Annotated in this window: 12 protein-coding genes and 2 pseudogenes; 5 read left to right on the forward strand and 9 right to left on the reverse strand. The window is 77.4% G+C overall.

The genetic code is table 11. The features are described from left to right. Nucleotides 1-41 precede the first annotated feature (41 nt). Complete coding sequence (locus C1708_RS06820) at nucleotides 42-971, forward strand: polysaccharide pyruvyl transferase family protein (protein WP_106411795.1); 930 nt, start codon at nucleotides 42-44, stop codon at nucleotides 969-971. Nucleotides 972-1,033: 62 nt separating this feature from the next. Beyond that, complete coding sequence (locus C1708_RS06825) at nucleotides 1,034-1,375, forward strand: DUF3040 domain-containing protein (RefSeq protein ID WP_106411796.1); 342 nt, start codon at nucleotides 1,034-1,036, stop codon at nucleotides 1,373-1,375. A 238-nt stretch (nucleotides 1,376-1,613) separates the two neighbouring features. On the opposite strand, the gene C1708_RS06830 is transcribed toward C1708_RS06825, so the two are convergent. The 7 genes from C1708_RS06830 to C1708_RS06860 are packed head-to-tail and all read right to left on the reverse strand — an operon-like array spanning nucleotide 1,614 to nucleotide 7,928. Beyond that, nucleotides 1,614-2,510 (reverse strand): glycosyltransferase family 2 protein, encoded by an 897-nt coding sequence (locus C1708_RS06830; protein WP_106411797.1) that lies wholly within the window; start codon nucleotides 2,508-2,510, stop codon nucleotides 1,614-1,616. Further along, nucleotides 2,507-3,382, reverse strand: coding sequence for a glycosyltransferase family 2 protein (locus C1708_RS06835; RefSeq protein ID WP_106411798.1), 876 nt, complete (start codon nucleotides 3,380-3,382; stop codon nucleotides 2,507-2,509). Before C1708_RS06835 ends, C1708_RS06830 begins: the two co-directional genes overlap by 4 nt. After that, nucleotides 3,379-4,338, reverse strand: coding sequence for a glycosyltransferase family 9 protein (locus tag C1708_RS06840; protein WP_106411799.1), 960 nt, complete (start codon nucleotides 4,336-4,338; stop codon nucleotides 3,379-3,381). The genes C1708_RS06835 and C1708_RS06840 overlap by 4 nt, the downstream gene beginning before the upstream one ends. Beyond that, entirely contained in the window at nucleotides 4,335-5,285 is a 951-nt protein-coding gene (locus C1708_RS06845; protein ID WP_106411800.1) for a glycosyltransferase, read from the reverse strand. Before C1708_RS06845 ends, C1708_RS06840 begins: the two co-directional genes overlap by 4 nt. Further along, entirely contained in the window at nucleotides 5,282-6,271 is a 990-nt protein-coding gene (locus C1708_RS06850; protein ID WP_106411801.1) for a glycosyltransferase family 9 protein, read from the reverse strand. The genes C1708_RS06845 and C1708_RS06850 overlap by 4 nt, the downstream gene beginning before the upstream one ends. Next, on the reverse strand, nucleotides 6,268-6,924 hold the full coding sequence (locus tag C1708_RS06855; protein WP_106411802.1) for a D-glycero-alpha-D-manno-heptose-1,7-bisphosphate 7-phosphatase: 657 nt from the start codon (nucleotides 6,922-6,924) through the stop codon (nucleotides 6,268-6,270). Before C1708_RS06855 ends, C1708_RS06850 begins: the two co-directional genes overlap by 4 nt. After that, nucleotides 6,921-7,928, reverse strand: a complete 1,008-nt coding sequence (locus C1708_RS06860) for a glycosyltransferase family 2 protein (protein ID WP_106411803.1) — start codon at nucleotides 7,926-7,928, stop codon at nucleotides 6,921-6,923. The genes C1708_RS06855 and C1708_RS06860 overlap by 4 nt, the downstream gene beginning before the upstream one ends. A 377-nt stretch (nucleotides 7,929-8,305) precedes the next feature. Between C1708_RS06860 and C1708_RS06865 the strand changes: the two genes are divergently transcribed. Next, the gene (locus tag C1708_RS06865; protein ID WP_106411804.1) at nucleotides 8,306-8,746 is read left to right on the forward strand and encodes an Immediate-early protein 2; all 441 of its coding nucleotides are present in this window, start codon (nucleotides 8,306-8,308) and stop codon (nucleotides 8,744-8,746) included. A gap of 12 nt (nucleotides 8,747-8,758) precedes the next feature. Here the strand turns inward: C1708_RS06865 and C1708_RS06870 are convergent. Both C1708_RS06870 and C1708_RS34350 read right to left on the reverse strand, forming a co-directional pair. Continuing rightward, nucleotides 8,759-9,439: pseudogene (locus C1708_RS06870) on the reverse strand (molybdopterin cofactor-binding domain-containing protein); the annotation flags it as partial. Then, nucleotides 9,428-9,907, reverse strand: a pseudogene (locus C1708_RS34350) (FAD binding domain-containing protein); the annotation flags it as partial. The pseudogenes C1708_RS34350 and C1708_RS06870, both read right to left, overlap by 12 nt. Before the next feature lie 343 nt (nucleotides 9,908-10,250). On the opposite strand from C1708_RS34350, the gene C1708_RS06880 reads away from it, so the two are divergent. Together C1708_RS06880 and C1708_RS06885 are read left to right on the forward strand one after the other, a co-directional pair. Continuing rightward, nucleotides 10,251-11,942 (forward strand): PucR family transcriptional regulator, encoded by a 1,692-nt coding sequence (locus C1708_RS06880; RefSeq protein WP_106411806.1) that lies wholly within the window; start codon nucleotides 10,251-10,253, stop codon nucleotides 11,940-11,942. A 157-nt stretch (nucleotides 11,943-12,099) separates the two neighbouring features. Beyond that, nucleotides 12,100-12,867: a hypothetical protein gene (locus C1708_RS06885; RefSeq protein ID WP_198602701.1), complete on the forward strand. Its 768-nt coding sequence runs from the start codon at nucleotides 12,100-12,102 to the stop codon at nucleotides 12,865-12,867. Nucleotides 12,868-12,967: the final 100 nt, after the last annotated feature.

Here is a 12,967-nt window from a genome sequence, read left to right on the forward strand (position 1 = left end):
GCGCCGATTGCCTCCCCGGCGGGCGGGGCACTCGGGGCGCCGTGCACCGGGAACGCCGTACGGGACCGCGCAGGGTCCTGCTGACCGGGTGGTTCAGCTTCCGCGACGGGGAGGCGACCGCCGGGGACGTGCTGGCCCTGCGCCGGGTCGAAACGGTCCTGCGCGGGTCCGGCACGCCGTACGACGTCGTCTGGAGCCCCGGCTTCCGGCCGGACGCGCTGCACTTCGACGACGTACGGCCCCACGACTACTCGCACCTCGTGTTCGTGTGCGGGCCGCTGCACGGGACGCAGGTGGAGGAGCTGCACCGGCGGTTCGCGCGCTGCGTGCGGATCGCCGTCGGGACGTCGGTGATCGACCCCGAGGGGCCGGCGGTCACCGGCTTCCACCGGATCCTGGCGCGGGACGCGCCCGGCAGCGAACCCACCGAGGACCTGGCGGCCCGCGCCCCCGCGATGCCGCCGCGGCCGGTGGTCGGGGTGATCCTCACCCACGGGCAGCACGAGTACGGGGCGCAGCGGCGGCACGGAGAGGTCGCCGAGCGGGTGACGCACTGGCTGGCGGGGAAGGACTGCGCCCGTCTCGAGCTGGAGACCCGGCTGGACACCCGGGACTGGCACCTGAGCGCGACACCGGCGCAGGTGCAGTCGGTGCTCGCGCGGCTCGACCTGGTCGTCACCGACCGTCTGCACGGGCTGGTGCTGGCCCTGCGGGCCGGCACACCGGCGCTCGCGGTGGATCCGGTGGCGGGCGGCGCGAAGGTGACGGCGCAGGCGCGGGCCTGCGGATGGCCGGCGCTGCTGGCGGCGGAGCGGGTGGACGAGCGGCGGCTCGAGCGGTGGTGGGACTGGTGCCTGACCTCGGGCCGGGTGGCCGCGCGGCAGGCCCGCGAGACGTTCCGCGAGGGCCGGCTGCCCGACGGGGCGGACCGTCTGCTGGAGGCACTGACGTCCCGCGCCGACACCGGTTAGGGCGCACGTCCGCCGGGCACCCGGACGTCGCTTCCCCCCTGGCGCTCGTTGGAGGAGAGACGGTGTCCCTCGGTCGGCTCCCTGAGCATGAACAGCACGTCCTCGACGAGATCGAGCGGTCGCTGCGGCGCGATCGCCGGCTCAACCGGCTGCTGCGGCGTCATCGCGTCCGCCGCGGCCCCGACCTGAAGCGGTTCCTGGGCCGGGTGGCCCGCTGCAACCCGCGCGGACGGACGGTCGCCCTCCTGCTCGCGGTGTCGGTGGCCGTGATGGTGACCGGCATCGTCACCTCGGCGCCGTGGGCGCTCTGGACGTTCGCCGCGGTGTGGCCGGTGACGCTGTTCGCGGCGTTCCGGCTGCTGTGCCGCTGGTCGGGCGACGGGGAGCCGCCGGCCGGGCGGTAGGTGCTCCGGGGGGCGGCGGAGCACCGCGGCCGGGCGGGGCGCCGGCACCTCACGGGCGGGGTCGCACGGGCCGTGCGCGATGGGACGCCCGCGCGCACGCGGACCTGGGGCGGAGCACCCCCCGCGACATGTCCGGCCGGTGCGGCCGACACCCCCGGCCGGGGGACGGGACCGGGCCGTCCGCCGGGTGGCGGGACAGCGGGCGCGGGCCGGGCCCGGTGGCCGGGCGCCGGATGGGTCAGCCGGTGTAGCGGCGGGCCTTCGAGGCGCGTTGGGCCGGTTCCAGGAGGCGGAGGCGGGACTCGACCTCCCGGGGGAGGACGCGGCGTTCGCGCAGGACCCACGGGAGGGAGGCCGCCGCCTCCGTGAAGGCGAGGAGCGACGTCGTGTCGCGCGGCACCGTGCGGGCCAGGTCCAGGGTGCGGCGCAGGGCGGGGCCGACCGGGCGGCGGAGCCAGGTGAACCACAGGGTGTTGCGGATGCCGTGCCGGCGGCGCAGGGTCGCGTCGCGCGCCTCCGACGCCTGGTGGTGGATGGTGAGGTGGTCGGCGTAGACGAGCCACCAGCCGGCGGCGGCGAGGTCGACGGCGAGCAGTTCCTCCTCCCCGCCGAGCCACAGCTTGGGGTGGAAGCCGCCCGCCTTCCGGAAGGCGTCCGTGCGCAGCACGGTCGCGGCGGCGAGGAAGGAGCCGAGCGCCGGGCCCGGCAGCCACGGCGGCCCCGGCACGGGGGACTCCCGCAGTTCGCGGACGATCGGGTCCTCGGTGCCGTGCGGCTCGACGACGATCCGCGCGGTGACGGAGACGACGGCGGGGTGACGGTCGAGCAGGTCGGCGGCGCCGGTCAGGGAGCCGGGCGCCCACCAGGAGTCGTCGTCGCAGAAGGCGACGTAGGGCGTGGTGACGTCGCGGACCGCCAGGTTGCGGCCGACCGCGCCGAGGTTGCGGCCGGGGCGCAGCAGCCGGACCTCCGGGTGGTGGCGGGCGACGGCGTCGGCGGTGCCGTCGGTGGAGCCGTTGTCGGTGACGATCACCTCGGGCCGTTCGGGGAGTTCGGCGAGCCGGTCGAGGGTGCGCAGCAGCTCCCGGCGGCGGTTGTGGGTGATGACGACGACCGTCGTGCGGGGGTCGGTCATGCGGTCGCCCCTTCCAGTTCCAGCAGGCGGGCGGCGCGTTCCACGTGCGGGGGCAGCGGGCGGCGGGCGCGCAGGGCGGCGGGCAGCCGGGTGAGCGTCTCGCGCAGGGCGCGCCGGGCCGTGATGTCGGCGCGGGCCTCGGCGGCGAGGGCGCCGGTGCGGGCGAGGGCGTGGCGGACGGGGCGGCGCAGCCAGGCGGTGAGCACTTCGTTGCGGCGCTGCTGCGCGGGCCGGCCGGGCCGGCCCGAGGTGGCCGGGTGGTGGTGGGCGACGACGTCGGGGCAGTGGGTGACGCCCCAGCCGCGGGCGGCGAGGTCGTAGGCGAGGCAGGTCTCCTCGCCGCCGAAGAACAGCACCCGGTGGAAGCCGCCCGCGTCGAGGTAGGCGGTCCGGCGGACGACGGAGGCGCAGGCGAGGAAGCCGAGCACCTGGACGCCGGGGAGGTCGGTGGCGGGGCCGAGCGGGGAGGCGGCGAGGAGGTCGTTGAGCGGGTCGGGGGCGTTCTCGGGGCCGACGAGGGTGCGGGCGGCGATCAGCCCGAGCCGGGGGTGGGCGTCGAACAGGTCCGCGGCGCGGGCGAGCGCGCCGGGCGCCCACCAGGAGTCGTCGTCGCTGAACGCGACGTACGGGGTGTCCAGGGCGCGGGCGCCGTGGTTGCGGGCGAGGGCGCCGTGGTTGACGGGGAGGGCGAGGACCCGCACGTGCGGGAAGTCGCGGGCGACCATGGCGCGGGTGCCGTCGGCGGAAGCGTTGTCGGCGACGAGGATCTCCGGCCGTTCGGGCAGGTCGGTCAGGCGCCGCAGGGTGACCGCGAGCCGTTCGCGGCGGTCGCGGGTGGCGATGACGACGCCGACGCGGCTGCGGCCGGTCATGACGCGGGCCCCTCGGGGGCGGGCAGGCGGCGCAGGCCGTCCAGCACCTCGTCGGGGGTGATGCGCAGCAGCGCCGGGTCGGGGCGCACGGCGTGCGGGTCGCCCTCGGGGCCGTGCCACAGGGCGATGTGGCGGGGGTGCGCGGGCGGGCCCCAGCGGCTCGGCGGGACCGGGCCGAACAGGGTGACGGTGGGCGTGGCGTGGGCGACCGCGAGGTGGGCGATGCCGGTGTCGCCGCTGACGACCGCGCGGGCGCCGGCGACGAGGGCGGACAGCCGGGTGAAGGGCAGGCCGCCGGAGAACACGTCGGCGTCGGGCAACCGGGCCTCCTTGGCGAGCCGGGCGACGAGGTCGTGCTCCCCCGCACCCCCGGTGACCACGACCCGCAGTCCGCGCTCGCGCAGTGCGGAGGCGACGGCGGCGTACCGCTCGACGGGCCAGCAGCGGGCGGGCGCGCCCGCGCCGGGGTGCAGGAGGACCGCGCCGGGGGCGGGCGAGGGGGTGTGCGGGCGGGGCAGCAGCAGGTCGGCGGGGTCGGCGTCGACGCCGTACGCGCTCAGCAGCCGGCACCAGCGGTCCCGTTCGTGCTCGTCCCGGTGCCAGGGCGGGCCGTCGATCTCGGGGGTCTCCGGGTGCGCGAAGGCGAACAGCCGCAGGGGACGCAAGGCTTGCAGCAGGCGGTGGCTGGGCGGGCCGTTGCCGTGCAGGTCGACGGCGACGTCCGGGGGCGGCCCGGTCCAGTCGAGCGCGCGGGGGACCGCCCGTCCGGGCGCGGAGGCGGGCAGCAGCCGGTCGACGGCCCCGGTCGCCTCGGCGACGGGGGCGAGCCCGGCGGGGGCGGCCAGCACCGTCTCGTGGTCCGGGAACCCCCGCCGCAGCGCCCTCAGCGCGGGCACCCCGGCCAGCAGGTCCCCGAGCCCGAGCGCCCGCAGCACGAGCACACGGCGAGCCCTCATCGGGTGACCTCTTTGAGGAGGCGTTCCCAGTCGTCGAGGAAGCGGGGCAGGCCGTAGCGGGCGAGGGCGGCGGCGCGGGCGGCCTCGCCGGCGCGGCGGGCGCTCAGCGGGTCGGCGACGAAGTCCCGTACGGCGTCGGTGAGGACGTCGATCCGGTTGGAGACGACGCCGGCGCCGGGCGGCACCGCCTCGGTGACCTCGGTGGTGGCGAGGGCGACGACGGGCATGGCGAGGTGCATCGCCTCCAGCAGGGACAGGCCGAGGGAGGTCCAGCGCACCGGGTGGACGTAGACGCGGCGGCGGGCCATCTCGGCGTGCAGGCGGGCCTGGGTCAGTTCGTGGGACCGGCACCGTTCGGCGGGGAGGCCGAGGTGGCCGGCCAGTCCCCCGGTGCCCATGCCGAACACGTCCAGGGGCGCGACGGCGGCGAACACCGGCAGCAGGTCGGTGCCGGTCGTACGGCCGCGCCGGACCGGTTCGTTGACGACGACGGCGGCGTGCGGCAGTTCCCCCGTCCACAGCGGGCCGGGGTCGACGATGCCGTGCTCGATGACGGCCGTGGGGGTCGGGCCGGCGTCCCACATCAGCCGGTTGAAGTGGGTGACGTGCACGAGGGTCGTGCCGGGGATGTCCGCCGCGGGGTGCCGGGTGTCGGGGACGTCGCCGTGCGGGGCGTTGTGCTCCAGGTAGACCAGCGGCGGGCGGCGCCGCAGCCACCGGTCCACCAGGCCGATCTCGTGCGGGCGCTGCAGGACGACGACGTCGATGTCCTGCTCGGCCAGGCGTTCCGGCGGCACCTCGACGACCGTGTCGGGCCAGTCGAAGGTGCGGGCGCGGCCGAGTCCGTCGGGTCCGCGGTCCGGGGTGACGGGGACGACGTAGGTGTGCGGTCCCCGCACGAAGGCCGTGGTCCACGACCCGTGCACGTGCCACAGCAGGATCCTCATGCCACCTCCACGAGCTTGTCGACCGCGGCGACGACGTCGAGCGCGGTCACGGTGTCCAGGCAGGGATGGCCCGGTACGGGGCAGCGCCGGGCGCGGCTTCCGGCGCACGGGGCGTCCTGGTCGCCGAGCAGCAGGTAGGGCACGCCGTAGGGCCGCCACCGCTCGGCCGGGACGACCGGGGCGAACAGCGACACCACGGGGGTGCCGACGGCGGCGGCGAGATGGGCGGGGCCGGTGTTGCCCGCGACGACGCAGTCGGCCCCGGCGAGCACCCCGGCGAGCTGCGCGGCGTCGGTGCGGCCGCCCAGGTCGACGGCCCGGCCGCCGGCGACGTACGCGGTGAGGTCGCGCTCGCCCGTGCCGCCCGTGACGACGACGCGCCGTCCGGCGGCGGCCAGTTCCCGCACCGCCTGGGCGCAGCGTCCGGGGCTCCAGGCGCGGGCGGGCACGCTGGCGCCGGGGTGGACGACGACGTACGGGCCGTCGCCGGTCAGCGCGCCGGCGGCGGGCGGCGGGAGGACCCGGAGGCGGCCGTCGTCGACGCGGGGGAAGCCGGCCGCCTCGGCGAGGTCGAGGGCGGCCTCGGCCTCGTGGGCGTGCGGGGCGCGGTGGTGGCGCACGTCGAGGAGGCTGCCGGGGTAGTCCTCGCTGTCGGCGGCGATGAAGGGGACGCCGGCCAGCCGCAGCAGCAGCGCGGTGGGCAGCGGCGACTGGTGGTACGAGGTGAGGACGAGCGCGGCGTCGGCGGCGACGGACGCGACGAGCCGGTCGATGTCGTCGCGGTCCACGGGCGGCGGCTGGAACCCGGTCCACGGCGCGTCCCAGACGAGCACCTCGTCCACGCCGGGCAGCAGCCGCGCCGCGGGCACCCCGTGCGGTCCGCACAGGAGGGTGACGTGGTCGGCGCGGGCGGCGACGGCCCGCACGGCGGGTCCGGCGAGCAGGACGTCGCCGAAGCTGTCGAGCCGGGTGACGAGGGCTTTCACAGGTACCTCCCGGTCCGGGGCGGCTCCGCTTCCGGGCCGGCCCGTACGCGTCCGGCACGCCCGGCCGCCACCCGTTCGTGTGCGGCCCCGGCGTTCGGGCCGGGCGCGGGGGCGCCGCCGGGGGCCTCCCACGGCGGGCCGTCGAGGATCAGCCGTACGGCGGCGGGCAGGCTCCGCGCCACGTGCGGGGCGGCGGCGGTCTCCTCGGGGCGGGTCACGGGCGTGGGGACGAGGACGGCGCGCGCGCCGGCCCGGCGGGCGGCCTCGACGTCGGAGCCGATGTCGCCGACGACGACGCAGTGGGCCGGGTCGGCGCCGAGGCGGGCGGCGGCGTCCAGGACCATGCCGGGGCGGGGCTTGCGGCAGGGACAGCCGTCGTCGGGGCCGTGCGGGCAGACGGCCCAGACGTCGAAGGGGCCGAGGAGTTCCTCGACGCGCGCGTTGACGCGGCGGACGTCGGTCTCGGTGAGCAGGCGGCGGGCGATGCCGGACTGGTTGGTGACGATCCCGGTGCGGATGCCGCGGGCGCGCAGCGCGTCGAGCGCCTCGCGCGCCCCCGCGACGGGGCGCACGCGGTCGGGGTCCGCGTTGTAGGGGACGTCGTGGACCAGGGTGCCGTCGCGGTCGAACAGCACCGCCCGCACGGGGCTCACCGGGCCGCCTCCCGCCAGGCGGGGGCGCGCCGGTGGCGCCAGGCGCCGGCCAGCCGGTGCCAGGTGGCGGCGGGCGGGATGACCACGCTGGTGGCGAGCACGGTCGCCACCTCGTCGGGGGTGCGCGGTCCGGGCACGATGCGGGCGCGGGCGAACTCGGCGGTGCCGGCCGCCCAGCCGGCCGCGCAGGCCGCGGCGGCCCTGCGGTGTCCGGTGACGGCGAGCGCGCAGGCGGCCGCGCCGGCGGCGGTGATCGCGGCGTGCCGGCGGATCCGGCCGCGCGGCGCGACCGCCTTGTCCCACCAGTCGGGGCCGTGCAGCCGCCGCATCAGGGCGTCGTCGGCGTTGCCGCGCTGCCGGCGGACCGACTCCCAGCGGGAGGCGGCGCGCACGGGGTGCAGGGCGGTGCGGTGGCCCCGGCGGATGCGCCAGCCGGCGTCGAGGAGCCGCAGCGCGAGGTCGGCGTCCTCGCGGTGGGCGCGGGGGAAGCGTTCGTCGAAGCCGCCGGCCCGGCGCAGGGCGTCGGTGCGGTAGGCCGTGTCGGCGGTGATCCAGCGGGCGCGGGCCAGTCCCGCGGTGCCGCGTTCCCCGTCGGTGGGGCGGCGTCCGCCGGGCAGCGGCACGGTGATGACGCCCGGCACGCCCGCGGTGTCGGGCGTCGCCTCGTCGAGGTCCCGCTGGAGCTGGGCGCACCAGTGCGGTCCCACCTGGACGTCGTCGTCGACGAAGACCACCCAGGGCTCGGTGACGGCGCGCAGTCCGGCGTTGCGGGCGGCGGCGGGGCCGCGGGCCTCCCCGGGCAGCACGGTGGTGCGGGCGCGCAGGTCGCCGAGGACGGTCAGCGCGTGCTCCAGGGGCGCCGGGTCGGGGACGGGCGTCGGGGGGCGGTCGTCGACCAGGACGACGCGCTCCGGGCGCGGGCCGTGCGCGGCGGCCAGCGCGGCGAGGCAGTCGGCGAGGGTGTCCCGCACCAGGGTGGGGATCACGACGGCGTACGGCGTCATCGCGGCGCCCTCCCTCCGCGCCCGGCGCACGGCCCGGTCGTGCGGCGCGGGCCGGCGGGGGCGGGACGGCGCCCGGGGGACGGGGCGTGGTCACCGGGGTCGTGCATGGGGAGTGGGCTCCGTCCCTGTGTCGGGCTGGTACTGCGGGGAGCGGGTGCCGCACCCGTACCGGTTCCAAACCATGGGCCACGTCCTGTCCCGTTCTGCGTTTATATGCGGTGTTCTGCACCAGCGTGCACCGAGGCGGAGAACCGCGCAGGTCGGAGAGGGAGGGCGCGGGCGGGCGGCGGGAGGGCGCGGGGAGCGGTCGCGGAGCGCGGTTCAGCCGTTCGGACCAGCGGACGGCGGGACGCGGCGGGGTTCCCTAGGATCGGCCCGTGGCCACCTTCCAGCTCGAGCGCTCGGCGTCCCTGCCCTCCGACGAGGCGTGGCGCCGGCTCACCACGTGGTGCCGGCACGGCGAGGTGGTCCCGCTGACCCGGGTCACCGTCACCACTCCCCCGCCCACCGGCGAGGGCACCGTCTTCGTCGCCCGCACGGGCGTGGGCCCGCTGGCCTTCGACGACCCGATGGAGGTCACGGTGTGGCGGCCCCCGGCGGGCGGCTCCCCCGGGTTCTGCCGGCTGGAGAAGCGCGGCCGGGTCGTCCTGGGCTGGGCGGAGATCGAGGTCCGTCCGGGCCCCGGCGGCCGCAGCGGGGTGGTGTGGCGGGAGGACGTCCGCGTGCGCTTCCTCCCGCCCGCGTGCGACGCGCTGCTGGCGCGGGCGGGCCGCGCGGTGTTCGGGCGGGCGGTCGGCCGGCTGCTGCGGCGGGACTGAACCGCGCGGGGGTCAGTCCCGCGCCGTGCCCGTGAGGTGCTCCGGGCGTACCGGGGTTCTGTTCAGCTCCGGGCCCGTCGCCGCGCGGATCGCTGCCAGGACCGCCGGGGTGGAGGACAGGGTGGGCGCCTCGCCGACGCCTCGGAGGCCGTACGGGGCGCGGTCGTCGGCGAGTTCGAGGACGTCGACCGGCATGGCCGGGGTGTCGAGGACGGTCGGGATGAGGTAGTCCGTGAAGGACGGGGTCCGTACCTTCGCGGTGTCCGGGTCGACCAGGATCTCCTCCATGACGGCCATGCCCGGCCCCTGCGTCGTGCCGCCCTGGATCTGGCCGACGACGGACAGCGGGTTCAGCGCCTTGCCGACGTCCTGCGCGCGGGCCGGCTCGGCGACCTCCACCAGGCCGAGTTCGGTGTCGGCCTCCACCACGGCGCGGTGCGCGGCGAAGGAGTACGGGACGTGTCCGTCGCCCTGCCCGGTGTGCGGGTCGAAGGGTCGGGTGGGGCGGTGCCGCCGCTCCTCCTCGACCTCGACGGCCTCGTCGCCGAGGACGTCCACGAGGTCGGCGAGGACCTCGCCCGCGTCGGTGAGGACCTTGCCGTCCTCCAGCAGGAGTCCGGCGTGCGCCCAGGCGGTGCGGGAGGAGCCCGGCTTGCGCCGGCCGAGCCCCAGGACCTCCTCCCGGACCAGATCGTCGGGCGCGAGCGCGTTGCGCTTCACGCCGGTGCAGAAGTCGTCGACGGGGGTGCGGCGGGATCCGCGCACCGGCTCCACCTCGACCTCCGCGCCCGCGGCGAGCAGGGCCGGGTGGGCGTCGCCGGCCGGGGAGGCGGTGCCGAGGTTGCCGCCGGCGCCGCCGCGGTTGCGGATCTGCGGGGAGGCGACCGTGCGGGAGGCGAGGGCGAGGCCCGGCAGCTCCGCGCGCGGATGCTCCATGATCTTCGCGTAGGGGACGGAGGCGCCGAGCCGTACGGTGTCCTCGCCCACCTCCTATGCGTGGAGATCACCGATGCGGGTGAGGTCCATCAGGTACTCGGGACGGCGGTGGTCGAAGTCGATCTCGACCATCACGTCGGTGCCGCCCGCGATCGGCACGGCGGTGGGGTGCTCGGCCTTCGCGGCGAGCGCCTCCTCCCAGCCGGCGGGGCGAAGGGAGTCCATGACCGGCTCTCTTCCCCGTCTCGTGGAGGCGTGCGGATCGAGCCGATCCGTGTGCGGCGGGCCGGGCTCGTTCATGTGCTCTTCTCGCGCGCTGTGCCCAGTACACCGCCGCGTACTCCGCCCGGGTCAGTCACGGAAACCATGAAGGAGTTGGCTGGCCAACGCAGGCATCTTGTAGATTCGTATGAACGAAGAGCTCCGGCAGTCTTCCGGTCTTCCTCCGGTGAGCCGGGGAGCCGACCGGGAGCCGGCGGACCGGCCGGCCGGCCGGTCCCACGGGCCTCCTTCGACCATCCCCTCACCCGCCTCACGGGTACCGAGACAAGGAACGGCGGCGACGAGAATGCGGCTGCGCGCACTGCTGGACACCGACGCGCTGGGCCTGAAGCTGCTCGGCGGGGAGGACGAGCTGAACCGCAGTGTGCGCGGGGTGATGACCACCGACCTGCGCGACCCCAGCCGCTACCTGTCGGGCGGCGAGCTGGTGCTGACCGGTCTGGCCTGGCGCCGCGACGCCGCCGACTCCGAACGGTTCGTACGGATCCTGGTGCAGGCCGGGGTGGCGGCGCTGGCCGCGGGCGAGGCGGAGCTGGGGGACGTCCCGGACGACCTGGTCGTGGCGTGCGCGCGGCACCGGCTGCCGCTGTTCGCCGTGCACGAGTCGGTGGCGTTCGCGACCGTCACCGAGCACGTCGTGCGGCAGGTGTCCGGCGAGCGGGCCGGGGACCTGGCGGCCGTGGTGGACCGGCACCGGCGGATGATGACCTCCGGCCCGGCGGGCGGCGGCCCCGACGTCGTGCTCGACCTGCTCGGCTCCGACCTGGACCTGCGGGCCTGGGTGCTCTCCCCCACCGGCCGGCTGATCGCGGCGCCCAAGGGGACCGCGGGGGCGCGCGGCGCCGCGCCCGCGCTGGACGCCGAGGCGTGCGCGCGGCTCGCGGCGGAACACCTGGCGGCCGTGCGCACCGGACGGGGCGGCCCGCACCGGGTGGTGCTGGACCGGACGACGTACAGCCTGTTCCCGGTGCGGGGCAGCGGGCACGGCACGACGGAGCCGGGGGACCCGCGCGAGACGATGCTGACGGACTGGCTGCTGGCGGTCGAGGCGGACGCCGGGGACTGGGCCGAGGAGCGGCTGGACCTGCTCCAGGGCGTCACCCAGCTGATCGCCGTCGAGCGGGACCGGCGGGACGCGGCGCGCACGGTGCGCCGGCGGCTCGCGCAGGAGGTGCTGGAGCTGGCGCAGACGGGCGCCGCGCCCGCGGAGATCGCCGCGCGTCTGCGGGTGGCCGCGCCGGTGCTGGTGCCCGGTCTCGGCACCGCGCCGCACTGGCAGGTCGTGGTCGCCCGGATCGAGTGGGAGGACGGGCGCCGCGACGGCGGCCCGGTCACCCAGGCGCTGCTCGAGGAGATCCTGGTCGACCCGGCGGCGGCCGGACCCGAGCCGTCCGACCGGATCGCGGTGGCGCACACCGGGGACGAGGCGGTCGCCCTCCTCCCGCTGCCCTCGGTGACCGGCGAGCACGACGAGGCCGGGCCCGGCGTGCCGGCCGACGCGCTGCTGGAGGCCGTGCGCGGACCGCTGACGGCGGGCCTCGACGGCGACGGGCGGCTCACCGTCGGCGTGTCCGCCGCGGTGCACTCGGCCGAGGGGCTGCGCGGCGCGCTGGAGGAGGCACGGCACGCGCGGCGGGTGGCCGCGGCGCGCCCCGGCCGGGTCTGCGCGGCCGGGCACCAGGAGCTGGCCTCGCACGTGCTCCTGCTGCCGTTCGTCCCCGACGACGTGCGGCGCGCGTTCACCGCCCGGCTGCTGGACCCGCTGCGCGCGTACGACCGCCGGCACCGCGCCGAGCTGATCCCCACCCTGGAGGCGTTCCTCGACTGCGACGGTTCCTGGACCCGCTGCGCCACCCGCCTCCACCTGCACGTCAACACGCTGCGCTACCGCGTCGGCCGCATCGAGCAGCTGACGGGCCGTGACCTGTCGCGCCTGGAGGACAAGCTGGACTTCTTCCTGGCCCTGCGGATGAGCTGACCCACGACCCGGACTCCCCGGTTCCGTCCCGCGCCCCACGACTTTGTGAAATCCTTCACCCGCCCTCTTGGCCGGGCCCGGTGGTTCGTGCTGAGATGCGGCCACCACTCAACAGCTCGATGGCGTGCTCGGGGAGGGCAACGTGGCGCACACCGCCATGTCCGGTGACGGAACGACCGCCGAAGACGATCCCCTCCAGACAGCGGTGTGGCGGTTGCGCTCCCGCGCCTGCTGGGCGGACGCGGCCGCGCTGCTCGCCCCCGCCACCCCCCGGGCCGCCCTGCAACGGGCATCGCTGCTGGTGGAGCGGTGCCTGTACACCGAGACGGGGTGGGAGGACGCGGAGGACGCGCTGCGCACCGCCGAGGCACTGGCGCACACCGACGACGAGCGCGGCGCCGCCGCTTGTGAACGCGGGTACTTGGCCTACGCCGCCACGCTGTTCCAGGTCCGGGACCGGGCCGACGAGGCGCGTGCCGCGCTGGGCCGGGCCGCGGCGCTGATCGCGCCGGGGGCGCCGGGGCGGCCGCTGCTGGACTTCCGGCGGGGGCTCATCGCGGAGAACCTCACCCGCTCCCCGCAGGCGGCCCGCGCCGCCTACCGGCGCGCCCACGCGGGCGCCACCGCCCACGCCGACCCGCTGCTGCTCTCCGCCACCTGGCGGCATCTCGCCGGACTGGCTCTGCGCGAGGGCGAGTTGACGGAGGCCCGGCACGGGTTCGCGGAGTCGCTGCGGATCCGGGAGGAGCTGGGCTACCTGGTCGGCACGGCGCCCGCGCTGGTCTCGCTCGCGGACACGGAGACCGAGCCGGAGGCCTCGCGGCTGCGTGAGGAGGCCCGCCGCCTGTTCCGCCTGCTGGGCGGCGTCCCCACCTGGCTCGCCCACCGCCTGGCCCCGCCGCAGACGGACGCGGCCACGGCGTGAGGGCACGCCACGGGTGCCGCTTTCGGGTGAACCTGGAGCTCGGGGGGCGTGCGGGGGTGTCCGGAGGCACGACCGGGGGGCGCCCCGAGGCATGACCGGG

The organism is Streptomyces sp. DH-12, assembly GCF_002899455.1.
Taxonomy (GTDB): Bacteria; Actinomycetota; Actinomycetes; order Streptomycetales; family Streptomycetaceae; genus Streptomyces.